Source organism: Nitrospirota bacterium (assembly GCA_040752355.1).
Taxonomy (GTDB): Bacteria; Nitrospirota; Thermodesulfovibrionia; order Thermodesulfovibrionales; family Dissulfurispiraceae; genus JBFMCP01.
Genome location: JBFMHE010000026.1, coordinates 15892 through 38558 on the forward strand (window position 1 = coordinate 15892; position 22667 = coordinate 38558).

The 22667-nt window shown below is 57.9% G+C and carries 24 protein-coding genes; 12 read left to right on the forward strand and 12 right to left on the reverse strand.

Annotated features, from left to right (window positions below):
* Positions 1-278: 278 nt before the first annotated feature.
* Positions 279-713 carry a glycine zipper 2TM domain-containing protein gene (locus AB1805_15405; GenBank protein ID MEW5746816.1) on the reverse strand — a complete coding sequence of 145 codons (435 nt, stop codon included), beginning with the start codon at positions 711-713 and terminating at the stop codon, positions 279-281.
* Between the two features lie 143 nt (positions 714-856).
* Between AB1805_15405 and AB1805_15410 the strand changes: the two genes are divergently transcribed.
* Complete coding sequence (locus AB1805_15410; protein MEW5746817.1) at positions 857-1546, forward strand: HAD family hydrolase; 690 nt, start codon at positions 857-859, stop codon at positions 1544-1546.
* Between the two features lie 182 nt (positions 1547-1728).
* Here AB1805_15410 and AB1805_15415 read toward each other — a convergent pair whose 3' ends face one another.
* From AB1805_15415 to mqnE, 7 genes are all read right to left on the reverse strand, one after another.
* On the reverse strand, positions 1729-2127 hold the full coding sequence (locus AB1805_15415) for a HEAT repeat domain-containing protein (GenBank protein MEW5746818.1): 399 nt from the start codon (positions 2125-2127) through the stop codon (positions 1729-1731).
* A gap of 57 nt (positions 2128-2184) precedes the next feature.
* Positions 2185-3129: an FAD-dependent oxidoreductase gene (locus AB1805_15420; protein MEW5746819.1), complete on the reverse strand. Its 945-nt coding sequence runs from the start codon at positions 3127-3129 to the stop codon at positions 2185-2187.
* Between the two features lie 85 nt (positions 3130-3214).
* Positions 3215-4276: a cyclic dehypoxanthinyl futalosine synthase gene (gene mqnC, locus AB1805_15425; GenBank protein ID MEW5746820.1), complete on the reverse strand. Its 1062-nt coding sequence runs from the start codon at positions 4274-4276 to the stop codon at positions 3215-3217.
* 1 nt (position 4277) lies between these two features.
* Positions 4278-4568, reverse strand: coding sequence for a type II toxin-antitoxin system mRNA interferase toxin, RelE/StbE family (locus tag AB1805_15430; GenBank protein ID MEW5746821.1), 291 nt, complete (start codon positions 4566-4568; stop codon positions 4278-4280).
* Positions 4558-4755: a hypothetical protein gene (locus AB1805_15435; GenBank protein MEW5746822.1), complete on the reverse strand. Its 198-nt coding sequence runs from the start codon at positions 4753-4755 to the stop codon at positions 4558-4560. The genes AB1805_15430 and AB1805_15435 overlap by 11 nt, the downstream gene beginning before the upstream one ends.
* The gene (locus AB1805_15440; protein ID MEW5746823.1) at positions 4752-4904 is read right to left on the reverse strand and encodes a hypothetical protein; all 153 of its coding nucleotides are present in this window, start codon (positions 4902-4904) and stop codon (positions 4752-4754) included. The genes AB1805_15435 and AB1805_15440 overlap by 4 nt, the downstream gene beginning before the upstream one ends.
* A 212-nt stretch (positions 4905-5116) precedes the next feature.
* The gene (gene mqnE, locus AB1805_15445; GenBank protein ID MEW5746824.1) at positions 5117-6190 is read right to left on the reverse strand and encodes an aminofutalosine synthase MqnE; all 1074 of its coding nucleotides are present in this window, start codon (positions 6188-6190) and stop codon (positions 5117-5119) included.
* A 135-nt stretch (positions 6191-6325) separates the two neighbouring features.
* Between mqnE and AB1805_15450 the strand changes: the two genes are divergently transcribed.
* The 3 genes from AB1805_15450 (at position 6326) to nfi (ending at position 11226) form a co-directional block, all read left to right on the forward strand.
* Positions 6326-7624, forward strand: coding sequence for a multiheme c-type cytochrome (locus tag AB1805_15450; GenBank protein MEW5746825.1), 1299 nt, complete (start codon positions 6326-6328; stop codon positions 7622-7624).
* Positions 7625-7677: 53 nt separating this feature from the next.
* Entirely contained in the window at positions 7678-10440 is a 2763-nt protein-coding gene (gene uvrA / locus AB1805_15455) for an excinuclease ABC subunit UvrA (protein ID MEW5746826.1), read from the forward strand.
* A 135-nt stretch (positions 10441-10575) separates the two neighbouring features.
* Complete coding sequence (nfi, locus tag AB1805_15460; GenBank protein MEW5746827.1) at positions 10576-11226, forward strand: deoxyribonuclease V; 651 nt, start codon at positions 10576-10578, stop codon at positions 11224-11226.
* Between the two features lie 18 nt (positions 11227-11244).
* On the opposite strand, the gene AB1805_15465 is transcribed toward nfi, so the two are convergent.
* The 4 genes from AB1805_15465 to AB1805_15480 all read right to left on the reverse strand — a co-directional run bounded on the left by AB1805_15465 (position 11245) and on the right by AB1805_15480 (position 15198).
* Positions 11245-12207 (reverse strand): methyltransferase, encoded by a 963-nt coding sequence (locus tag AB1805_15465; protein ID MEW5746828.1) that lies wholly within the window; start codon positions 12205-12207, stop codon positions 11245-11247.
* A gap of 3 nt (positions 12208-12210) precedes the next feature.
* Entirely contained in the window at positions 12211-12696 is a 486-nt protein-coding gene (locus AB1805_15470; protein MEW5746829.1) for a peptidylprolyl isomerase, read from the reverse strand.
* A 336-nt stretch (positions 12697-13032) separates the two neighbouring features.
* On the reverse strand, positions 13033-13968 hold the full coding sequence (locus tag AB1805_15475; GenBank protein ID MEW5746830.1) for a hypothetical protein: 936 nt from the start codon (positions 13966-13968) through the stop codon (positions 13033-13035).
* A 267-nt stretch (positions 13969-14235) separates the two neighbouring features.
* A complete protein-coding gene (locus tag AB1805_15480; GenBank protein ID MEW5746831.1) occupies positions 14236-15198 on the reverse strand; it encodes a transposase in 963 nt (320 codons plus the stop codon).
* Between the two features lie 77 nt (positions 15199-15275).
* Here AB1805_15480 and AB1805_15485 point away from each other — a divergent pair, with 77 nt between their 5' ends.
* From AB1805_15485 to AB1805_15520, 8 genes are all read left to right on the forward strand, one after another.
* Positions 15276-15416: a hypothetical protein gene (locus tag AB1805_15485; protein ID MEW5746832.1), complete on the forward strand. Its 141-nt coding sequence runs from the start codon at positions 15276-15278 to the stop codon at positions 15414-15416.
* 3 nt (positions 15417-15419) lie between these two features.
* On the forward strand, positions 15420-15755 hold the full coding sequence (locus tag AB1805_15490) for a DUF2934 domain-containing protein (GenBank protein ID MEW5746833.1): 336 nt from the start codon (positions 15420-15422) through the stop codon (positions 15753-15755).
* Between the two features lie 25 nt (positions 15756-15780).
* Positions 15781-16800, forward strand: coding sequence for an AmmeMemoRadiSam system radical SAM enzyme (amrS, locus tag AB1805_15495; protein MEW5746834.1), 1020 nt, complete (start codon positions 15781-15783; stop codon positions 16798-16800).
* Positions 16801-16934: 134 nt separating this feature from the next.
* Entirely contained in the window at positions 16935-18320 is a 1386-nt protein-coding gene (locus AB1805_15500; protein MEW5746835.1) for a class II fumarate hydratase, read from the forward strand.
* A 230-nt stretch (positions 18321-18550) separates the two neighbouring features.
* Positions 18551-19942 carry a cytochrome c3 family protein gene (locus AB1805_15505; protein ID MEW5746836.1) on the forward strand — a complete coding sequence of 464 codons (1392 nt, stop codon included), beginning with the start codon at positions 18551-18553 and terminating at the stop codon, positions 19940-19942.
* A 5-nt stretch (positions 19943-19947) separates the two neighbouring features.
* Positions 19948-20499 carry a tetratricopeptide repeat protein gene (locus AB1805_15510; protein ID MEW5746837.1) on the forward strand — a complete coding sequence of 184 codons (552 nt, stop codon included), beginning with the start codon at positions 19948-19950 and terminating at the stop codon, positions 20497-20499.
* An 11-nt stretch (positions 20500-20510) separates the two neighbouring features.
* Entirely contained in the window at positions 20511-21605 is a 1095-nt protein-coding gene (locus AB1805_15515; GenBank protein ID MEW5746838.1) for a redoxin domain-containing protein, read from the forward strand.
* A gap of 71 nt (positions 21606-21676) precedes the next feature.
* Positions 21677-22654 carry a cytochrome c3 family protein gene (locus AB1805_15520; GenBank protein MEW5746839.1) on the forward strand — a complete coding sequence of 326 codons (978 nt, stop codon included), beginning with the start codon at positions 21677-21679 and terminating at the stop codon, positions 22652-22654.
* Positions 22655-22667 lie beyond the last annotated feature (13 nt).

Sequence of the window (22667 nt, forward strand, 5' to 3'; positions counted from 1 at the left end):
GTGAACATCTATTATAGCAGATGAACGCAGTCGGCTGGCGCGAAGGGAGCGGGGCAGGCCATCCCCGCCCCCTCCCACGCATATCTTAGAGCTTCTAACAAAATGGAAGAACTTAGAGTCAGGCGAGGCATAGTATATGAGCGGCATGGGCAGCCCAGGCGAAGCCAGGACGGCGGAGCGGGCTGTCCTAGCCTCGGAGCAAGGCGTGGATGCCTTGCGAGAATGAGCGAATGTACTGTGCCTTGTCTGACTCTCTTCGCTCATTCTGTTAGACTCTCTTAATATCTCCGCTCGAACTTTTCCCCTTCGCAGACCTCTTTTACCGTGTCCTTGACGAGGCGGTCGTTCTCCCAGGTCCGCTCGCGCACCTTTCTGCACTTCGTCTGCTCGTCGGGGCGGTAGTAGTCGCTCACCGGCTCGGCACGGTACTTGCCGCGGCCGTCTTCGGTCCTGTACTCGACGGGCTTGCCGCTCTGGTAGGCTTCGCGGGAGCCGCGGACCGAGATGTCGGCGATCGTCGCCCCGGCCAGTGCGCCGAGCCCGGCGCCGATGACGCCGCCGCGCCAGGGGTTTTTGCTGTCGAGGAGCGCGCCGGCGATGCCGCCGATGAGACCGCCTGCTGCGCCGCCTTCGTAGTGATGTGTGGCACAGGCATTGAGGACAAGGACCACAAGGGTTGCTGCTATCAGGGCACTCTTCTTCAGTGAGACCATCGATACCTCCTCTGCTTCTGGAAAACTTGGACAGTATTTTACCAAGATGAAATTCTTTCGTGCAAATTAAGATTGGTTAATGGAGGAAGCGCCCGTGGCAGGTGATGTTGACTCGGCGCGTAGAGAGTGATTATGGTATAAGGATGAAGTTGCTTCTCTTCGATATCGACGGCACGATCATGGATTCCGGGGGCGCGGGAGTGCGTTCGCTCGATCATGCCTTCAGTGAGGTCTTCTCGATCGATGACGCCTTCAGGGATATCAGCATGGCGGGCAAGACGGACCTCCAGATTATAAAGGAAGGCCTCGTACAGCACGGCTTTCCCGCGGGCAACGGCCTGGTGCCTGCGGTGATGGAGGCCTATCTGCGTCGGCTCAGGATCGAAATAGGAAACGGCCGCAAGCACCTCAAGCCGGGAGTCAGGGAGGCCCTTTCACTGCTGCACGGGAGAGCGGACGACTGCGTACTCGGGCTCCTCACCGGCAATGTCGAGCAGGGCGCCCGTATCAAGCTCGGATCATTCGCCTTGAACGGCTACTTCCCGGCAGGGGCATTCGGCGATGATGACGAGGACCGGAACAGGCTGCTTCCCATAGCGCGGAGGAGATTCGAAGAGCTCTACGGAAAGGCCTTTGATTTCGGTGAGTGCGTGATTATCGGCGATACGCCGAGGGACGTCTACTGCGCCAAACCCTACGGCGCGTCCTGCATCGCCGTCGCTACGGGCCCTTACAGGGCCGATGCCCTTGTGCGGGCAGGGGCGGATGTCGTCTTCGAGGACCTCTCCGATACGCAGGCCTTTTTGCGGGCGCTCTCGATTAGGGGCTCTTAGAGCGTCTAACAGAATGAGCAGAGGGAGTTGGACGAGGCACAGTATGTTCGTCTCATTCTCGGTCGATACGACCTCCGAGGTACCAGCTCGCTTCGTCATCCGTGACTTCGCTTCAGGCTGCTAAAACCGCTCACCTACTATGCCTCATCCGACTCCACACTCTTTCATTTCGTTAGAGGCTCTTAGTTTGCGTTGTTTGGGACGATGTCGTTGATCGCTTCGCGCACGATCGCCCTGACGTTGCCGTCCTCGTCGTTTTCGGCAGCGCGGAGGAAGGGCAGGGCATCCGGGTGCCCGATGATATCGAGGAGATTGGCCCCGTCGCCGCGCACCGTAGGATTTCCGTCATTGAGGAGCCCCGCGATTTCGGGGATGAGCCGGACGAGGGGCTCGGGTCTCTTCTTCGCCAGCTCCTCGACCAGGGCCGTTCCGCCGAGCCGCACCCTGAGCCGCTCATCCCGGATCATATCGATGATGAAGGGATAGAGCGCCTCGTCATGGGTGAACATATCGACGATGTTCTCGAGAAACCCTTTCTCCATGTAATCGAGGAGCATAGCCCTCAGCTCGCTATTGTTCATTCTATTCGGCCTATTCCGCTCCGGCTCTCCGGTGCCCCGCGTCCCCGGCGCATCTCTTTAACCGTGCCAGTCGTATTTCCGCCGCTTCCTGTTGAAGACATGCTTCTCTGCCGAGAGCGCCGCGATGCATCCCTGTGCTGCGGCAATAACGACCTGCCGCACCTCCGTGCAGGTGACATCGCCGGCGCTGAAGACACCGGGGAGGGAGGTCTCGGCCATTTTAGTGGTGGCGAGGCATTCCTCCTCAGAGACTTCGATCGAACCCTGGAGGAAGTCGATGATCGGTTTGCTGCCGTGGAGGTAGACGAAGACGCCGTCCAGCGCGAGCGTGCTCTCCGTGCCCTGCACATCACGCATCCGTATGCGCTCGACGAGCTCGGCTCCCTCGATAGCGGTCACCGTACGGCCAGTGATCATGGTGAGATTCTTTATCTGCAGAGTCGGGTTGTCGTCAGCTGCTTTAAGCTTCTGCGAGGGCGCGATGAGGTAGACCGTCTCCGCGAACCGCGTCAGGAGCCCCGCCTCTTTCACCGCCTCCTCCGAGTCGCCGAGGACACAGACCGTCCTGCCGCGATAAAACGCCGCGTCGCAGATGGCGCAGTAGCTCACCCCGCGGCCGAGAAACTCCGCCTCGCCCTTGATCGTCGCTTTCCTTCCCATGGAGCCGGTGGCGATGATGACGGTCTTCCCCTGGTAGGTCTTATCCATGGTGAAGACCTCTTTCACCTCCCCCTCCAGAGAGACACCGATGACCTGCGCCTCGACATACTCGGCGCCGAACCCGGTCGCCTGGGTGCGGAAGATATCGAGCAGCTCTCTGCCCGAGACGGGCTTCGCGAGCCCCGGGTAGTTCTCTATCAGGCTCGCATAGGCGAGGGCGCCGGCAGTCGGCGATTTATCGAGGACCACCACCTTCATCTTCGCCCGGGCCGCATACTGGGCTGCGCTGAGACCGGCGGGCCCGCCGCCGATGATGACGACATCGTATAATGAATCGGACATACACCCTCCTGGCGCAAAAAGGTAAGAAGACGGTTAGCTCTATTATAGCGTATGTCTTTGGGTTGTGTATGCGGGGTGAGCAGATTCAGAAGGTCTTGAGGACGGTATAGTACGTATCCCGCTGCGCTGCCCTGAAGCCGGCGCTCTTTATCGCGGTGATGATATCGTCCTTCGAGACGCGGTAGCTCACGCCGGCGGCTCTCACGACATTCTCCTCGATCATGGTCGAGCCGAAGTCATTGGCGCCGAAACGGAGGGAGACCTGGGCGAGCTTCAATCCCTGTGTCACCCACGAGGCCTGGATATTGGCGATAGTGTCGAGATAGAGCCGCGACAGCGCAAGCACTCTCAGGTAATCGACTGCAGTGGCGGGCTTGATTGCCGGCTGCTGCCTGCTGGCTGCTGTTTGCTTGCTTAACTCAGTATTCCCCGGCTGGAACGACCATGGGATAAAGGCGGTGAAGCCGCCGGTCCTGTCCTGGAGGCTCCGTATCGCCTCGAGGTGTTCGATGATGTCTTCGGGCTCTTCAACGCTCCCGAACATCATGGTTGCGGTGGTCCGCATGCCGATGCGGTGCGCCTCTTCCATCACCCTCAGCCACTGGGATGATTTGATCTTCCTGGGGCTCAGTATCTCCCGCACCCTGTCCGAGAGCATCTCCGCTCCGCCGCCGGGGATGGAATCGAGGCCTGCCTGATTGAGCGTCACCAGCGTCTCTTTGACGGTAAGATGGTGCTTTTCCGCCAGGTAGGTGACCTCGGGAGGAGAAAACCCGTGGACGTTTATCGTATAACGACTCTTGATAGCTTTCAGCAGGTCGAGATAATAGTCGAGCCCGAGGTCGGGATGGAGCCCGCCCTGGAGCAGTATCTGCGTGCCGCCGAGCGAGACGGTCTCGTCGATCTTCCTGAATATCTCATCATGCGAGAGGATGTACGCATCGGCGCTGCCGGCCTCGCGATAAAAGGCGCAGAAGGTGCATTTATTGATACAGACATTGGTGTAATTGATATTCCGGTCGACAATGAACGTGACGGTACCTTCGGGATGCACTTCCTTTCTGATGGCGTCAGCCTGTTCGCCGAGCTCGAGGAGATCGGCGTTTTGCAACAGATCCAGTGCGGTAGCTTTACTGATTCTGGTCACTCTATGACAATCGCCTTCGTAAGATCTCGTAGAAATTCTCTCTTTTCCCGATCATCACAACATGGACGACTCTTGCAGTTTCATCAATGAAATAAGCTATTCTGTAATCCACGTTGCTTTTCCTGAAGTGATAGCTGAAAACCCCTTCAAGGTCGCCGTATAATTTCTCACCTGAATAAGGGGCGTTGAGAATTTTATCCAGGTGGATGTTGTATACGTCTCTTGTGACAGGCTTGTCCAGCCGTTTTACGTCGCTCTTGACCCTGGGGTGATAGGCGTCTTTATACGGCATCCCTGAATACATCCTCTCGCGTCAGGGACTTTACTTTCTTCGTTTTTATATCCTTGACCCGCTTTGCCATCTCCTTCGCCTCACCTGATAGCAAAAGAAGCAGCATCTCTCTATCGGTTTTGTTGAGCTTTTTTATGGACTGGGCGATATCTTCAACCTTTAATTCAACCATTACTCCGACACTCATTGTACCCTCCTTCGCCTGAACGACCTTCCCTTGTCTTTTACCCTGCTTTCGGCGATGTCGATTACATCCTCACGGTACTTCTTTTCCTTCAAGATCTCCGTCAGAAAAATATCCTGCTCTTTTCCAGGCAGTGTTCTGAATGCGGTCAAAAGACCTCTGCTGTAGCTCCCTTAGCCTTCATACCCGCCTCCTGTTTACTATGATATTGTAGCCCCTCATGCCCCACTTCGGCAACAGGGGACCTTTATTAGTAACGCCAGTAACGCCCTTTTAGCAAGACATACCGCCTCAGAAGGGAGAGGGATAAACTGTAACAAGAAGTGTTTTCCTTTAAGACACGCTCTTAGTTTCTGCCGCTTGCTTATGAACTGCTTTCGTACACCCTAACATGCCTGTAAAACGCATCCCGCTCCACCGGGACCTTTCCGGCCTTCCTTATGAGGTGGACGAGCTCCTCCCGCGTCATCCCCTCGCCGGTCATGGCGCCCGCCATGTGGGTGATTTTCTCTTCGATGATCGTGCCGTCGATGTCGTCGGCGCCGAAGAGGAGGGCGACCTGGGATATCTTTTCGCCGAGCATGATCCAGTACGCCTTGATATGTTCGAAATTGTCGAGCACCAGCCGGCTCACGGCGATCGTTTTGAGGTCGTCGATGCCCGAGGAGTAGAAGCCGCCTATTGCGGTGTTCTTCGGGTGGTAGGCCAGGGGTATGAACGCCTGGAACCCTCCGGTCCGATCCTGGAGCTCCCGCAATCTCAAAAGATGGTCCACCCGGTCCTCGATGCTCTCCAGATGGCCGTAGAGCATGGTGGCGTTGGTCTTTATCCCCGCCCGGTGCGCGGCCTCCATCACCTCGAGCCATCGCTCGCCCGATATCTTTTCGGGGCAGAGCCTGTTTCGTATCCCTTCAGCGAAGATCTCGGCGCCGCCGCCGGGCATCAGCTCGAGACCGTGCTCTCTCAGCTTGCTGAGCGTCTCTTCGATGCCGAGACCGCTGATCTTCGCCATGTAGTCGATCTCGACGGCAGTGAACGCCTTAATCGCCAGCGAGGGATGCCCGGCCTTTATGGCTGAAAGCATATCGAGGTAGAATGCGAAAGGCCGGTCGGGATGGAGCCCTCCCACGATATGGACTTCCGTTATGGGGTGCTGTCCGGCGGACGCGTCATCGACCTTCTCGAGGATTTCATCGAGCGTCAGCTCATACGCCCCGGGTTCTCCCTTCGAGCGGCTGAAAGCGCAGAATTTGCACCGGTTGATGCATACGTTCGTAGGATTGACATGCCGGTTGGCCACGAAATAGGCGTTCGCGCCGTTGTAGTGTTCTGCAAGGCGCGCTGCGCGTCTTCCTACTGAGAAGAGGTCGTCGCTCTTGAACAGCGCGATCGCTTCCTCTCTGGACAGCCGTGCGCCTGCTGGTGCGGTATACGACATCCTTTCATTATAAAACAAAGCGTCCGTCCATTTCTTTCGGGCGGCGCAGCCGCGCCCCTGTTTTCCGCATTGACAATTCGAAAATCGGAATTGCTATAATTAAGCCGCAGTGCATCGTTGTCTGAGGAGGAAGCCGTGCGCAAGGCGACAGCGGTAATGATTGGTACAGGGCTCTTGGTTATTGCCGCAGCTGTCTTCGCGCGGACGTCGGAGTATTCGCCTTCATCGACCTGTCTCAACTGTCATCCCGCTATCTTCAAGCAGCATGAGGCCTCGGAACATGAGCGGTCGTTCACCAATCCCGTTTTTCAGGCCCACTATTTCAAGGAGCTGCTCCCGAAGGCGGCTGACGATGAAGGGCTGGCAAAGGAGGCGGACGCCTGCACCGCCTGTCATGCCCCCCTTGCCTATCTCAAACATAAAAAGCATGTCACCTCAATCGACCAGGTTGATCCGCGCATGTCGGGCGTTACCTGCGACTTCTGCCATGTCATTTCGGGCTATCGCGGGGAACAGCCCGGAAACGGCAACTTTATTGCAGCGCCGAGCGATATAAAGCTGGGCCCCTTTGCCATCGACACGACGTGGCACCGGGCGTATTCCGAGCTCCATACGAAAAGCGAGTTTTGCGCCATCTGTCATAATGCCGTCAACCGCCACGGCCTCGAGATAAAATCCACCTTTACGGAATGGAAAGACAGCGGGTATGCGCAGCAAGGCATCCAGTGCCAGGACTGCCATATGACGGTCCTCGGATTTCTGACCGGCGGCAAGGCGGTCTACGAGTCGGGCCCGGCAGCGGTCATGATCATGAACAGCCCCGCTGAAAGAGAGAGGATTTATACGCATCGGTTCCCCGGCGCGCACTCGCACTCACAGGTCTCCGGCGCTGTCACCCTCGACATCGGGGCCGGGCACGCGACCGCAGCTCCGGGCGATGAGATTGCGATAACGGTGAGCGTCGATAACTCGCGGACAGGGCACAAGTTTCCTTCGGGGAGTGCAGACCTGCGGCTCTTGTGGATGGAGGTCACCTCGTCCGTCGACGGCAGACCGGTACCCGTTGCCGTCGTCTCAGAGGCCGGTGATGGATATGCCGTAGCGGGCAAAGGGCCTTCTGATCGGGAGATCCTCGGGGATGATGTGCCGGAAGGGAGCCGCATGTACCGGGCGGTCTTCGCCGATAAGGAGGGAGCGCAGACCCTGTCATCGTACAATGCGCTGCGTGCTGTCTTCGATAACCGCCTCGGCGCCGGTGAAGTCAGGAAAGAGACCTATCGTATAAAGCTCCCGGCGGACGGCGGCACAATGCTTTCCATAGCCGTTTCATTGAGATACCTCCCTTATCCCAGCTCTTTTGCAAAGCGGCTCGGGACCCCGAAGCCGGAGCCTGTCGAGGTCGCTGCAGCCAGGAAAGATATCCCCCTCCGCTGACCCGCCGCACACCCCTGTTTTGCACGCAGTTGTTAAAATGGTAAACTATAGAGATGTCTGCTCGTGAATTAATCATCGAAGGCGCCAAGCAGAACAACCTCAAGAACGTCACCCTGAGGCTCCCGCATAACCAGGTCGTGGTCATCACCGGTGTCTCGGGATCGGGAAAGTCCTCTCTGGCTTTCGATACGGTCTTTGCCGAAGGACAGTGGCGGTTCATCGAATCGCTCTCGACCTATGCGCGTCTGTTCCTCGAGAAGCTCGACCGTCCCGATGTGGACGCCATTCATAATGTCCGCCCGGCGATCGCCCTGGAGCAGAAGAATCCCGTGAAGGGCTCTCGCTCTACCGTGGGGACCCTCACCGAGCTCTACGACCTCTTCAGGGTGCTGTATTCGCGTGTCGCCACCCCCTACTGCCCCAAATGCGAAAAGGAGATCAGGAAATGGGACCCCTCGCAGATCGTCGCCGAGCTCCTCGACAAGTATCCTAATGGGAGGGCGCTGATCATCTTCGAGACGACGGAGCCGGTAGAAACCCTCAAGCAGCGGGGCTTCCACCGGGTCTGGATGAACGATGAGGCGGTCGATATGGATGAGCTCCCCGGCGAGGTTGCCGGGCCGATCGAAGTGGTCGTCGACCGGATGGTGCTCCGTGACGAGCCGCGCCTTTCGGACTCCGTCGAGCTGACCTGGCGGGAGGGCAAAGAGAACGTGAAGGTCGTGGTGCTGAAAGGCCACGACACCGAGAACAGAGAGGCGCTTACCCTTCGCTTCTCGTCGAAGAATACCTGCGACGACTGCGGGCTCTCGCTGCCCGAGCCCACGCCGATCCTCTTCTCCTTCAACCATCCGGTCTGCGCCTGCCCCGAGTGCAAGGGTTTCGGCAATATCCTCATCTACGACGAGGATCTCATTATCCCCGATACATCGCTCTCTCTCGCGAAGGGCGCCATCGATCTCTGGGAGAAGCCCGGCTACAAGTGGTGGCGGGACCAGCTGCTCAAGGGAGCGAAGAAGTCGGGCATCGATGTGAGCAGGCCCTATCGGGAGCTCTCGAAGCAGGAGCGGTCGCTCGTCTTCAAGGGCAACCAGCACTTCGAGGGCATCGACAGCTTTTTCGAAGAGATGGAGGGAAAGCGCTATAAGCTCCATGTGCGGGTCCTCCTCAGCAGATACCGGAGCCCCGTCACCTGCCCCAAGTGCGGCGGGCAGCGGCTCTGCGAGCATGCCCTGGCGTACAGGATCGAGGGCCTCGATATCGCCGAGTTGACGGCGCTTTCCGTCTCGAAGGCGCTGAAGTGGTTCGAGGATCTTGCCCTGTCGCCGATGAAAAAGGACATCGCCCGCGAGGCGCTGCGGCAGATCGTTATGAAGCTCCGCTTCCTCGAGCGGGTCGGGCTCGAGTACCTTACGCTGAACCGGCAGGCGAAGACGCTTTCCGGGGGCGAGTACCAGCGGGTCAACCTCTCGAATCAGCTCGCCTCGGCCCTCACCGGGACGCTCTATGTCCTCGACGAGCCGACGATCGGCCTCCACCCGCGCGATACGCGGCGGGTCGCCGAGATCATGCGCGAGCTCGCCTCCCTCGGCAACACCATTCTCGTGGTGGAGCACGATAAAGATATCATCTCCTCGAGCGATTGGGTGGTCGAGCTCGGGCCCCAGGGCGGACACCTCGGCGGCGAGGTCGTCTTCTCCGGCCCCATGAACAGATTCCTCAAGGCAGATACTCTGACCGCGCACTGTCTCAGGGATGACGGCTGCCACCAGACCGCGGTCCTGCGCCACAAGACGAAGGATATACGGCTGAGGCTGCATGACTATTCGCTCACGCTGTATCATGCCACGGGGAACAACCTCAGGAACGCGACGCTCAGGGTGCCCCTCGAGACCCTGACCGTGGTTTCCGGCGTTTCCGGCTCGGGAAAGAGCAGCCTCGTCGTCGAGACGTTGTACTATGCCCTGGCCCGCCATTTCCGGATGGAGCCGGAGCATCCGCTCCCCTACAAGAAGATCGAGGGAATCGAAAAGATCAAGGGCGTCCGGCTTATCGACCAGAGCCCCATCGGCAAGACGCCCCGCTCCAACCCGCTGACCTATCTCAAGGTTTTCGATCCGATCAGGAAGCTCTTCTCCCAGCAGCTCGAGGCGAAGGCGCACGGGTACTCGCCGGGGTTCTTCTCGTTCAATGTTCCGGGCGGGCGGTGCGAAGCCTGCACCGGCGAAGGCTACCAGAAGATGGAGATGTATTTCTTCGAAGACATCTTCGTCACCTGCGAGGAGTGCAAGGGCAAGCGGTACAAGGAGGAGGCCCTCAGGGTACGGTACAAGGGGAGGAACATCAGCGAAGTCCTCGATATGACCGTGGACGACGCCTTCGACTTCTTTTCCGATATCGCGGAGATCAGGACGAAGCTGGAGCTGATGAAGGATATAGGGCTCGGCTATCTGCGGCTCGGCCAGTCGGCAACGACCCTCTCCGGCGGGGAGGCGCAGCGGCTCAAGATCTGCGCGGAGCTCTCGGTTGCCCGGCCCCAGACGAGGGGCATGCTCTACATTCTTGATGAGCCCACGGTGGGCCTGCATTATAACGATGTCATGATGCTCATGCGGATCGTGAGGCAGCTCGTCGACAGCGGCAATACCGTCCTGATCATAGAGCACAATCTCGATGTGATCGAGCAGTCGGACTGGGTTATCGACCTCGGCCCCGAGGGAGGGGACCAGGGCGGGACCATCCTCTTCGAAGGCACGCCGGAAGAGCTGAAGACCGTTGGCAACTCCTATACGGGGCAGTATCTGAAGAAAAGCTGATAGCTGTCAGCAATCAGCCGTCAGCCATCAGCTTTAAGGCCAAAAAACACCCCTGCCACAGTGATCGTTTTCTGTACGACGCTATTTTGATCCTTGGCTGAAAGCTGACGACTGAGAGCTGAAGGCTGTATTTTTATGCACTGGCCCCACGACATATTCGAAGCGAAGGCCCTCCAGGAAGAGCTCAGAGGACGCGTGCGCATCGTCCCCCTCGAGCATGAGCCGCGGGTGATCGCCGGCGTCGATGCCGCGTTCGCCGGTGATACAATCATTGCAGTCGCCTGCTCTTACGAATACCCGGCGATGACGTTGATCGAGGACAGCCACGCCGTCGAGACCGTCTCGTTTCCTTACATCCCCGGCTTTCTCTCGTTCAGGGAGGGCCCCGCGTTTATCAGCGCCGTTGCCAGGCTCGGCAGCAAGCCCGATCTGCTCCTCGTCGATGGGCAGGGGATCGCCCATCCCCGCGGGCTCGGCATCGCCTCGCATATCGGCGTGCTGCTCGATATGCCGGCTATCGGCTGCGCGAAGTCGCTGCTCGTCGGCAGGTATGAGGAGCCGGATGCCACAAAGGGGGCGCGGTCGCCTCTTTACTATAAGGGGGATGTTGTTGGAGCGGTGCTCCGGACGCGGGATACTGCCAACCCGGTGTTCGTTTCGGCGGGCCACCGGATCGATCTCGAGAGCTCGCTGCGTATCGTGCTGGGCTGCGTCCGGAAGTACCGCATCCCCGAGCCGATACGGAGGGCGGATATGCTGTCGAAGAAGTTGAAAACAGCGCTGTAACTATTCCGGGAGGCTCGGTTACTTCGGTTTTCTCCCCGATACCAGCACCGTATCTTCGAGCATCGTCTCTTTGATCCCTTTGAATCCGAGCTGCTTCAGCCACTGCTTCATTTCCGCTGGCGGATAGCACCGGCCTCCCGGTGTGTTCACGAGCATATTGACCGAGAAGAGAGCAGCCTGGGGAGGAGCGGTTCTGTTCCTGTCGATAAAGAACTCATGGATGGCGATGATACCGCCCGGAGTGAGCGCTTTCTTGCACTTGCTGATTATCCTCGCGCAGTCTTTTGCTGAGAAGGCATGCAGGAACTGGCTCATGAAGATGAGATCATAGCGTCCGGTGAGCGGGTCTTTAAGGATATCGCCAGAATGGAAGCCGACCGTGCTCACCCCCGACTCCTTTATTATTCCCTTTGCTATCTTTATGGTGTCGGGCAGGTCGAAGAGGGTAACGTCGATTTTCCGCCTCGCCATTTCCATAGAGTAAGTGCCGGGTCCGCCTCCCAGGTCCAGGGCCTTTCTCACTCCTTTCAGGGCAAGCGCACCGATGACGCCCGGGGCTTTGAATGCGGCGATGTTATGCATGCCCTTGATGAACGAACGGTGGTCGCGGCTCCTGCGGCTGGGCCTCCCTGTCCTGATGACGGCGTCCAGGTCGGACCACCTCTTCCAGAGGGCATCGGCATGCCGGATGATATCGCCTTGGTAGTAAGGACTGCCCTGTACCAGAAAGCGGGAGGCCATGGAGGAGTTCAGGTAGTAGCCGGCCGCCTTCCTGAGGAGACCGAGCCCGGTGAGCGCATCGAGCAGTATCTCGAGCGCCCGCTTATCCGTCCCGGTCGTCCGGGCGAGCGCATCGGCGGTCTTCGGTGTCCTGAGGCGGTCGAAGACCCCGAGATTGTTGGCTGTGAGCAGCACGCGTGACGACCAGAACCCCCCCCACAGTTTCCGCAGCTCTTTAACGTCCTGTTCCGCTGCCGCCATGACTTATTGCCCCACGACCTTGACGGTCATCTCGATACGCTCAGTGGGATTATCCCTGCTGTCCCGCGGCTGGCTCACGATCTTGTCCGCTGCCTCCATGCCCGACACCACTTCGCCGAAGACGGTATACTGCCGGTCGAGAAAGGGGGCGTCGGCAACGCAGATGAAGAATTGCGAGCCTGCGCTGTCGGGGTGGCCGGACCTCGCCATCGAGAGCGTTCCCCTCTTATGCGGCTTGTTGTTGAATTCGGCCTTGACCGTGTGCCCGGGGCCGCCCATGCCGTGCTGCGACTTGTCGGCGCTCTTCGAGTTCGGATCGCCGCCCTGGATCATGAAGCCGGGGATGACGCGGTGAAAGGTGGTGCCGTCGTAGAAGCCCTTTTTGGCGAGCTCGATGAAGTTGTTCACGTGGTTGGGGGCGACATCAGGAAAAAACTTGAGCTCGATATTTCCGAACTTGGTTTCGATGATTGCTCTGGCTTCAGACATTTTCTTGATCTCCTCTTTGGTAAGTTTTTTGTTTTTCGTCTCGGCGTAGACAGAGATGCTGAGCAATAAGGTCAGAGCAAGTACAAGGGCTGCCTTTAAATAGCTCATAGTGCCTCCATGTAAAAGGTATGAGAAGTATTATTGCATATCCGAGAGTCTTTCACAACCATCAAGCAACAAAGATTACTCATAAGCGTTGTGCTTCAGAGGGGCATTACCGTCATGAGGATGAATTATCGCTCGAAGGCTGCCCACCTCTATGATCGACTGAGGCTGCATCAGTGGCTCGACGACGAGGTGAGCCCGCGCCGTAGAGCGCGCGACTCGAACGACTCGTTAGCCCTCAGTGCAGTGAGGTTGTCCAAACCGATAGTTCCATCCGTTTGCCAGATTATAAGGAAAGGCGCTAAGAAACAACTCCCTCTCGCGCTGAAAACTCGTCAAAAAATTCAGCGCATTATCGGTCCCGAGTACGACGGGCGAGGTGTGCTCAGGATACAGTGCCTGAACGGGATGCTCCTGACCAGTCCTCCAACATCCTAAATACCGGTGACACGTGGGGCATATTTCTATGGGCAGGTTATGCTTGCGGATGATGCGCGCATGCTCCTCCGCCAGGAAAATCGCATGTCCAAGCCGAATCTTCCCCGCGCAGGTCGTCAGGGGATACCGCTGCAGCCAGCGATCAATGGCCGTCAACGCGGCGGTGTTGTCGCGCTGATCTTTTTCGCTCTCCAATTCCCCCACGTGGATGGCCAATCCCAACGGGCTGTCCAGGATGATTTCAATGCACGCGGCCAGGTCGTTTCCCCGCAAGGTACGAGTTCCCGGGGGATTAACGCCGGAAATATCGATGCCGACAATACAATCGGGATACTCCAGCGCAAGTGCGATAATGTCCCGCGCGGTAGTAAGATCGTGTTTATAGCGATCGATGCTGAGTATTCCCCTGGCCTTGTCAGGGTATCGACGCAAGGCCGATACAAAAGCTTCTACATAGGGGCGAAACGACCCTTCCGAAGAAAATTCCCGGGGAGTGGTCCGGATTTCCAGATAATCAGCCGTACTTGTGGTGATCACATCTTCTGTCGCGATTTCAACCCGCTCCGGCGACTGCACAAGACGATGAACGACCTGAAACAAGGTCAGCACATCGGCCTCGGCCAGCGCTTCGAGCGCGTGCTCGTCATGATCTGATTGAGCAAACCGCCTCACCAGCTCCGGAGAAATGCTTCCTCCCAGATGGAGATGTAAATCACAGTATGTGCTCATGTTTCACCAGAATCTTGATCAATCGATAATAATGCGTTCTTTCCCCTACTGAAGTCTGTCCCCTGTAGCTGCTAACGCAGGGTTCAGTGGGAGCCGGCTTTTTCGGCGAGCCCATGAAGTAATTTGTTATGGCTTTCCTTCTAATGAAACACACTCTCCAAAAGCATATTCATGAACGTATGTTTCCATACAAGCTTCTGCGGAGTTGCTAAAAGTAGACCATGCTAAAAGCGATTCTCAGGGACGTTGATGAATTAGTTGAGCTATTCATTGAATCATCAGTTTTGAAATAGCCGAAGTGGTGACCCCTGTTTCACGCGCCACCGTCGCCATAGGGATGCCGTATCTTTCGATCAGTTCTCTGGCTATTTTCTTCCTTACCCGGCTGACCTGTCGCCGGCGGCTCCCGTTTCTCAACTCGCTCTCCCTTACTCCCTCTTCCTCGCATACCGCCCTGATGGTTTCATCAACTTTTTCTAAAGCCGATGCCCCGCTGAACATCCTGCTTTGCCGTTGCTCCGCTTCCGCCATGATTCTTTCAACGAAGTCTCCGCTTCCCAGTATCCGCTCATCGGATTGTTCCGCCTCCTTTCGTCTCCTCATCGAGACCACCTGGGACCAGCCCCCCTGCGACCGGATCAATCCTCCGCCGACAAGCTCAGGCCGATTCCCCTGTCCTATGCCCGCCTCCATGAATTTTCTGTATTCTCTCTTTGCCCGGCCTTCTTTGTCCCCGAACAAACGGAGAATATAATCCCGGTCCTGCCAACCGTGCCTGACCTTCCCTAGGATTACGGAATGTCCGCTGTATGGATACGGGTCAAGCTCTTCCAGGGTCTTTACGGCGCCTGCGCGCACAGGGTTCAAGTGGATGTATCTGACCAGTTCAAGGAGATATGTCCCTTCCTCGCATATTATGGACTTGTACCGGTTCTGAAACAGATATCCGTGCCTATCGTGCCTTCTGTTGTAAGCGATGGCATAGCCGGTAAGCAATTTCCTCATGAATTCGGATATCCCGGCGGGTCCGCTCCGGAGCAATATATGGACGTGATTTCTCATAAGCGCCCAGGCATAAACCGCCGTATCTGTCTTTGCCGCAAGATTCCCAAAACGCTCAATGAAATAGTCTCTGTCTCTGTCGTCAGAGACTATAGCTTTCTTTTCTATTCCCCTGCATATTACGTGGTGCAGCGTGCCGGGAAAATCGAGTCTAGCTTGTCGTGGCATGCCATATTATCCCGCAATCCATCAATCAGGTCAACTAATTCATCAACGTCCCCTGAGAATGGCGGTCGAGTCGGGGAATGACAGATATCGTTATCGATAATCTCCTTAACCTCTACTTCCTCATATCAAAACTGGGGGATGGCAAGATGAGCGCTCCTATTGCATTCCTTGAAAAAGCAGGCTATCATTTGATTAAAATGCTTATTTTTGGAGGATAAACAATGATCTCCCACGAGGAAATCGCCAGGGTGGCGCATGAGCTGTACGAGAAGAGCGGCAGGGTTCCCGGCCGCGAGATCGAGAATTGGCTCGAGGCGGAGCGTATTGTGAAGGCACGGCATGGGTATGCCGAGGGAGACGGCAACGGCGGAGAAAAAAGTAGCAGCAGGGAGGCGGCAGGGCGCCGGGAGATCGGCGGAAAGTCCAGGGCGCCCCGGGAGACGATCGCTGCTGAAAAGGCGTCGTCGAGAAAGAGAGCGGTGACCAGGACGACCGCGAAAGAGGAGCCGAAGAAAACCGCGCCCCGGAAGCCGGCCAGGACAAAGAAGGCCGAGTAGCGCAGAGGAGGCTGGGCAACGCGGTATGTCTTCAGGTGCGGTAGAAGCGCGGCTCTGCGAGAAGATCGGCGACGGGAAAGTAAAGTGCTTTCTCTGCCCGCAGTACTGCACGATTTCTCCCGGGAAGAGGGGTATCTGCGCTGTCAGGGAAAACAGGGAGGGCGTGCTTTACACTCTCGTCTACGGGAAGGTCATTGCCCGGAATGTCGATCCCATAGAGAAGAAGCCGCTCTTTCACTTTCTTCCCGGCTCCCTCTCCTACTCCATTGCTACCGTCGGCTGCAACTTCAGGTGCATGCATTGCCAGAACTACACCATCTCCCAGTATCCGAAAGAGCACCCCGATATCGCCGGAGAGGACATGACTCCCGAGCAGGTGGTGCGGGATGCGGAGCGCACCGGCTGCGCCAGCATCTCCTACACCTACACGGAGCCCACCATCTTCTTCGAGTTCGCCTATGACTGCGCCCGGCTCGCACACCAGAAGGGGATCAGGAACGTCTTCGTCAGCAACGGGTATACGGGGCCGGACGCGGTGCGGCTCATCGCGCCGTATCTTGACGCGGCCAATATCGACCTGAAGGGAGACGACGCTTTTTACAAGAAGATCGTCGGGGCAAGGCTCCAGCCGGTGCTCGATACCATCAGGCTCCTGAAGGAGCTCGGTATATGGGTAGAGATCACGACCCTCCTCATCCCCGATTACAATGACTCCGATGAGTTCCTCTCCTTTGTGGCGAGCTTCATCAAGTCCATCGATCCCGCCATGCCCTGGCATGTGAGCCAGTTCTATCCTACCTTCAAGCTCGTCGATAAGCCGCGCACGCCGCTGAGCACCCTGAAGCGGGCCCGGGAGACCGGCCTGAAGGCCGGGCTCAAATACGTCTACATGGGCAACGTCCCCGGCGACGGAGAGACGACGATATGCCCCTCCTGCGGCACGGCGGTGATCGAGCGGTTCGGCTATACGCTGAATGCGGTGCGCATGAAAGATTCCCGATGCTCACAGTGCGGCGCGCTCATCGAAGGCGTGGGAATGCCCTGACGGTAAATTCCAAATCTCAAATGCCAAACTCCAATTGAGGTAGACAGAATCATTTCTCTTGATCCGTGCGGTCCTTTGTGATCTGGAGCTTGGAATCGGGGATTTTTGTGCGGGGGTATTTGCTATAATGCATTATGGCTGAAGAATACCGAGTTGAGCATGACAGTATAGGCCCGGTCAAGGTGCCTGCTCATGCCTACTGGGGCGCCCAGTCGCAGCGGGCGATCGAAAACTTTTCGGTCAGCATGCCCGCCTTCCCTGAAGTGTTCATCCGCTCGGTCGCGATCATAAAGTACGCAGCCGCGGCAACCAACGCTAGCCTCGGCCTGCTCCCCGAAGACCTGTCCGATGCCATCCTCCAGGCGTGCAGGGAGATCATCGAAGGCAAGCATAAGGAACACTTCCCGCTCGGCATCTTCCAGACAGGGAGCGGCACGTCGACGAATATGAATGTCAACGAAGTGGCAGCCACGAGGGCGAACGAGATCCTCACCGGGAAGAGAGTAACGACCTCGCCGGTCCACCCCAACGATCATGTGAACAAGGGACAGTCTTCGAACGACGTCATTCCCTCGGCAATCCGCATGGCGGCATATCTCGAAGTAAACGACAAGCTCCTTCCCTCGCTCGAGCACCTCCACCGGACGATCATCGGGAAACAGGAGGAGTACAGGGATGTCGTCAAGACCGGAAGGACCCACCTCATGGACGCGGTGCCCGTCACCTTCGGCCAGGAGCTGTCGGGATGGGCCGCGCAGATACAGTTCGGCATCGAGCGGATCGAGAGCGTCTTGCCCAGGCTGGCGCAGCTCCCTCTCGGCGGCACGGCGGTCGGCACCGGGCTGAATGCGCACCCGAAGTTCGCCGAAGGCGCCATCAGTATCATCAATGAAGTGACCGGGATTCCCTTCGCGAAGGCCCGGAATAATTTCGAGGCCCAGGCCGCAATGGACGTAACCGCAGAGCTTTCGGGACAGCTCAAGACAATCGCGGCGAGTCTCATGAAGATCGTCAATGACCTCCGGCTCATGAACAGCGGGCCGGTTGCGGGCCTCGCGGAAATACAGCTGCCCGCCCTGCAGCCGGGCTCCTCGATCATGCCGGGAAAGGTCAATCCGGTTATCCCCGAAGCAGCGCGGATGGTCTGCGCCCGGGTGATCGGCAACGATACGACCATCACCATCTCCTGCTCCCTCGGCGAGTTCGAGCTGAACACCATGCTGCCGGTGATCGGCTATACCCTGCTCGAGTCGATCGAAATGCTCTCGGTCACAATGAGGCTGCTCGCCGACAAGGCGATCGAAGGCATGACGGTCAATGCCGATCACGGTCAGGACCTCCTCGATAAAAACCCTATCATCGCAACCTCCCTCGCCCCTCTCCTCGGCTACGAGAGGGCGGCCGAGCTGATCGAGAAGGCCGTGAAGGAGAAGCGGAAGATCAGAGACGTTGTCCTCGCGTCGGGGCTCCTGTCCGAAAAGGAGCTCGATGCCTGCCTCGATGTGAAGAAGATGGTGTAGGGTAAGCACGCGGGGCTGCCGGTGATCCAGCGGTGCAGATTCCGAGCGAGCTTTTTGACAGAGCGGTTGATTTTTTTGGTAATGTATCAAGCATTCTCGATTTCCGCCGATATTTACTCTGCAGGATTTTTCCTCTGTCCCGCATCTTCCGCTTTGCTTGACAAAAAAAAGAGCGGCTCAGTAGAATTCTTGCATAATATATATTATTAATAGCAGGGGGCCAGACGAAAATGGGCCAGACGAAAATGGGAGTGAAAGTAAGAGGCACCAAGAGCCTGGTTATGCTCCTTCTCCTCGCGTCCGCAGTCGTGGCAGGCTACTCTTCCTTCTCAACGCGGGAGGGAGAGGCGCTTGCAAGCACCCAGAGCTCCTGCGTGACCGGGCAGTGCCACAGCAAGATGGGCAAGGACAAGTTTGTCCACGGGCCCGTTGCAGTGGGCGACTGCGGGTCCTGCCACAGAGGAGAGGGCGAAAAGCACAGGGCGTCGCCGGCGAAGAACAGGTTCGGGCCGATAGTGAAGGTGGGCGAGCTTTGCTATCAGTGTCATGAGCGCGTGGACACCAAGAAGGGCGTCCATAAGCCGGTGAAAGACGGCAGCTGTACGAAGTGCCATGATCCGCACCAGTCCCCCTACAAATTCCAGCTCCGGGGAGAGGGGTCGAATCTCTGCTTCATGTGCCATGACAAGAAGCTCGCCTCGCGAAAATTCGTTCATGGTCCGGTCGCGGTGGGAGGGTGCTCGATGTGCCACAACCCCCATCAGACGGACTTCCCCAAAATGCTGGCCGCCGCCGGAAACGATGTCTGCCTCCTCTGCCATACGGACAAGATCGAAGCCTTCAAGAACAAGAAATTCACCCATAAGCCTGTTCAGGAGAAGTGCGCCAGCTGCCACGATCCCCATTCGGGCGATTATAAGTTCAACTTCGCTGCCGAGGGGTCTCAGGACCTGTGTCTCAAGTGCCACGCCGACAAGAGGGAGACGGTAGCCAAGGCCAGGGTAAAGCACGGCGGCCTGGAGACCGAAAAGAAGTGCCTCGCGTGCCATGATCCCCATGTCTCCGATTACGTCAAGCAGCTGGTAAAGCAGCCTGTCGAGACCTGCAATATGTGCCATGACCGCCCCCTCGACACCCAGGACGGCAAGATCATCAACATGAAGGAGCACCTGGCGAAAAACAAGGAGCACCACGGCCCGATACTGCAGGGGGACTGCTCCGGGTGCCATAACACCCACGGCTCCGACAACTTCAGGATACTCAGGAAGTATTTTCCCCCCGTGTTCTACGCCCCGTTCGACCCCAAAAACTATGACCTCTGCTTCAACTGCCACGAGAAGACGCTCGTGCTCGACCCGAAGACCACGACCCTGACCGGCTTCAGGAACGGCGACCAGAATCTCCACTTCGTGCATGTCAACAAGGCGGTCAAGGGACGCACCTGCCGGGCATGCCATGATGCGCATGCGACCAACAACCCGAAGCATATACGCGACACCGTCCCCTTCGGGGCATGGGGCCTGCCCGTAGGATTCCAGAAGACCGCAAACGGAGGCTCCTGCCTGCCCGGCTGCCATCAGCGATTCGACTACAACCGAACCTCGGCGGTAAAGAACAGGTAGCGCGGATGATGGACGATACGGGAACAGGCAATAAAAACGGAAAGACGAAGGGAAGCGCCTTGTTGCTGCGCGCAGGGATGCTCCTTCTCGCGGCATTTGCACTCTGCACGCCTGCCGGTGCCGAGGGGGGGAGGGAGAAGGCGGTGGCGCTGGTGAAGGAGGCGGCTGCCCTGCAGGCCGGAGGCAGTGCCGATAAAGCGTTATCGGCGGTAAGAGAGGCCCTCAAGGCGGACCCGGAGTATGCGGAGGCCCACGACCAGCTGGGGTATCTTCTCCTCGCGCAAGGACAGGATGACGAGGCGATGAAGGCTTTCGATACGGCGCTCGGGCTGAATCCCAGAATACGCACTTCCAAGACGGGGAGAGGCCTCGTCCTTTTACGGAAAGGCGACCTGAAGGCAGCGGAGGCGACACTGAAGGAGGCCTTGCAGCTGAACCCCTATCCCTCGATGACCCACTATGCCCTCGGGCTTGTCTATGAACGGCTCAATGAGCATGAAAAGGCGATTGCCGAGTACAAAGAGGGTATACGGAAGCACAAGAGCGGCAGACGATGAGAGGGGACCGCATGAGAATGAAATTCGGGCTTACGGCAGCCGGTATCTTTGCCGCCCTTATCATCGCGTCGTTCAGCTGCACGGCGACAGCGCAGGCGCTGCTGCAGGTCGGGGCGGAGGCGCCCGGCTTCTCCCTCACGGACATTGACGGCAAGCCCGCCAGCCTCGCGAGCTATGGACAGAAAAAGACCGTTGTTATCGTGTTCTGGGCGACCTGGAGCGCTCATTCTGCCAAGGCCCTCAAACGCTTCGAAGAATTCTCGAGAAAATACGGAGAGCGGGGCGTCCAGGTCGTCGGCATCAATGTCGACAACCAGACGATATCCGAGGCGGACCAGGAGAAGATAAAGAAATTCGTCAAGGAGTTGGGCATAACCTATCCCATTCTCCTCGACAGGGGACTGAATACTTTCCATACCTACGAGGTCATGGCAATCCCGTCGACTACGGTCGTGAGCAGTGGCAAGATCATGTATACCATGCCCGGGCTGCCGCTCGTAGGCACAGAGGACATGTTCGAATACCTGCAGGTGCTGGCCGGCGATCCGCCGCGCAAGAAGACGGCGCCGCAGTACGAGCCGCTCCACGATGCAGTGGCTACCGCCGGCCTCGCCAGGGGATTCGTGAAGAAGAACCAGCGCGACATGGCGTATCCCCTCTATCAGAAGGCGATAGAGAAAGACCCCAAGTTCATGCTTCCCTACGTGGAGCTGGCAAAGCTCTACGAAATAGAAGGAAAAAATGCAGAGGCAGAAGGTATACTAAAGAAGGCGCTCTCCGTAGACCCCGAGCAGGCGGTCGTGATGGCCGAGCTGGGATATCTGCAGGCGAGGGCCGGCAGGGTCAGGGAGGCGCTCGACCTCCTGGACAAGGCGGTGAAAAAGGATTCGTATCCCCCGGCGCAGTACTACAGGGCGTATGCGCTCGGGAAGAGCGGCCAGCTCAAGGAGGCGCTCGGCGCTTTTGACGAGGCGGCGGCGCTGAACCCGTATGACGCGGCGCTTTACCAGGTGAGGGCCGAGATTTATGAGCAGAACAAAATGGTGAAGGAAGCCGCGTCCGATTACCGGAAAGCGCTCGAGCTGATCTTGAAGATCAGGAGTTGACCCTGGCATGGTGCCCTATGCACGCTATCGGAAAGAGGTCTTTGCTGAGGGCTAGCGCGGCGCTTACTGCCATGGGCGTTCTGGTTTGCTGGTCCGTCGGCGCTGAGACAGGCGGCGCCGAGGCGTCTTCTCCGCGCTTGTCTATCATCGAGCCTGCGGACAGGAGCGTTGCCGAGGGCGAGCTCACGGCGGTTTCCATAAAGGCGGACGACCTCGGCATCGATGCGATACGGATTGCCGTTAACGGAGTCGCGATGTCCCACATCCCTCTGGAGAAAGGGCGCAATTACTATTGCGCGACCGGCACGCTCAGCTTCGGTCCTAATGAGATACAGGTGAGCGCTGTCAAGGGCGGAAAGGTCGTCGAATCGGGAAAGGTAACGGTCTTTTTCCGGTCCGATCTCTCGAGGACGTACGGCGTGAGCCCTGCCGGGTTCCAGAAAAGGCCGTTCCACCGGAAAGACAGGGAAGCGGCCTGCGCGGCGTGCCACAGGATGGACGTCGCCGCCGCGGACATAAGGCCTCAGAGGCCGGAGGATTCGCTCTGCTACCAGTGCCATTCGAAAATAACGGCGGCGTACAGCAATGTCCACGGGCCTGCGGCCCGGTGGGACTGCCTTGCGTGCCATGAGAGGCAGTCGGCCCCTGCGAAGTATGAGGCGCGCACCCCTTCCCGCGACCTCTGTTTTGTCTGCCACGAGGAAAAAAGGGGTGAGTGGGCGCCGAAGAAGTACGTCCACGGGCCGACAGCGACGGGGAAATGCACGATATGTCATAGTCCCCATGCCTCGAACAACCTGTCCTGGCTCAAAAAGCCCTCGTGGGAGCTGTGTACCACCTGTCATGAAGACAGGGCCTCTGGCGCACATGTTATCGTGGGATTCGGGTCGGGCTCGCACCCGACGCGGGGAAAGCCCGATCCCACCAGATATGGAAAAGAGCTGTCATGCGCAAGCTGTCACAATCCGCATGCCTCCGACTCGAAGTCGCTCTTCATTAACGACCAGCAAGATCCATACAGCTTATGCAAATTCTGTCACAAGGTGTAGCTCATCGCCTGCG

Excerpts from the sequence above, each read along its gene's own strand:
- AB1805_15405 (MEW5746816.1), bottom strand. The coding sequence starts at position 713 with ATGGTCTCACTGAAGAAGAGTGCCCTGATAGCAGCAACCCTTGTGGTC.
- AB1805_15410 (MEW5746817.1), top strand. The coding sequence starts at position 857 with ATGAAGTTGCTTCTCTTCGATATCGACGGCACGATCATGGATTCCGGG.
- AB1805_15415 (MEW5746818.1), bottom strand. The coding sequence starts at position 2,127 with ATGAACAATAGCGAGCTGAGGGCTATGCTCCTCGATTACATGGAGAAA.
- AB1805_15420 (MEW5746819.1), bottom strand. The coding sequence starts at position 3,129 with ATGTCCGATTCATTATACGATGTCGTCATCATCGGCGGCGGGCCCGCC.
- AB1805_15430 (MEW5746821.1), bottom strand. The coding sequence starts at position 4,568 with ATGCCGTATAAAGACGCCTATCACCCCAGGGTCAAGAGCGACGTAAAA.
- AB1805_15435 (MEW5746822.1), bottom strand. The coding sequence starts at position 4,755 with ATGAGTGTCGGAGTAATGGTTGAATTAAAGGTTGAAGATATCGCCCAG.
- mqnE (MEW5746824.1), bottom strand. The coding sequence starts at position 6,190 with ATGTCGTATACCGCACCAGCAGGCGCACGGCTGTCCAGAGAGGAAGCG.
- uvrA (MEW5746826.1), top strand. The coding sequence starts at position 7,678 with ATGTCTGCTCGTGAATTAATCATCGAAGGCGCCAAGCAGAACAACCTC.
- nfi (MEW5746827.1), top strand. The coding sequence starts at position 10,576 with ATGCACTGGCCCCACGACATATTCGAAGCGAAGGCCCTCCAGGAAGAG.
- AB1805_15465 (MEW5746828.1), bottom strand. The coding sequence starts at position 12,207 with ATGGCGGCAGCGGAACAGGACGTTAAAGAGCTGCGGAAACTGTGGGGG.
- AB1805_15470 (MEW5746829.1), bottom strand. The coding sequence starts at position 12,696 with ATGTCTGAAGCCAGAGCAATCATCGAAACCAAGTTCGGAAATATCGAG.
- AB1805_15475 (MEW5746830.1), bottom strand. The coding sequence starts at position 13,968 with ATGAGCACATACTGTGATTTACATCTCCATCTGGGAGGAAGCATTTCT.
- AB1805_15480 (MEW5746831.1), bottom strand. The coding sequence starts at position 15,198 with ATGCCACGACAAGCTAGACTCGATTTTCCCGGCACGCTGCACCACGTA.
- AB1805_15485 (MEW5746832.1), top strand. The coding sequence starts at position 15,276 with ATGACAGATATCGTTATCGATAATCTCCTTAACCTCTACTTCCTCATA.
- AB1805_15490 (MEW5746833.1), top strand. The coding sequence starts at position 15,420 with ATGATCTCCCACGAGGAAATCGCCAGGGTGGCGCATGAGCTGTACGAG.
- amrS (MEW5746834.1), top strand. The coding sequence starts at position 15,781 with ATGTCTTCAGGTGCGGTAGAAGCGCGGCTCTGCGAGAAGATCGGCGAC.
- AB1805_15500 (MEW5746835.1), top strand. The coding sequence starts at position 16,935 with ATGGCTGAAGAATACCGAGTTGAGCATGACAGTATAGGCCCGGTCAAG.
- AB1805_15505 (MEW5746836.1), top strand. The coding sequence starts at position 18,551 with ATGGGCCAGACGAAAATGGGAGTGAAAGTAAGAGGCACCAAGAGCCTG.
- AB1805_15510 (MEW5746837.1), top strand. The coding sequence starts at position 19,948 with ATGATGGACGATACGGGAACAGGCAATAAAAACGGAAAGACGAAGGGA.
- AB1805_15515 (MEW5746838.1), top strand. The coding sequence starts at position 20,511 with ATGAGAATGAAATTCGGGCTTACGGCAGCCGGTATCTTTGCCGCCCTT.
- AB1805_15520 (MEW5746839.1), top strand. The coding sequence starts at position 21,677 with ATGGGCGTTCTGGTTTGCTGGTCCGTCGGCGCTGAGACAGGCGGCGCC.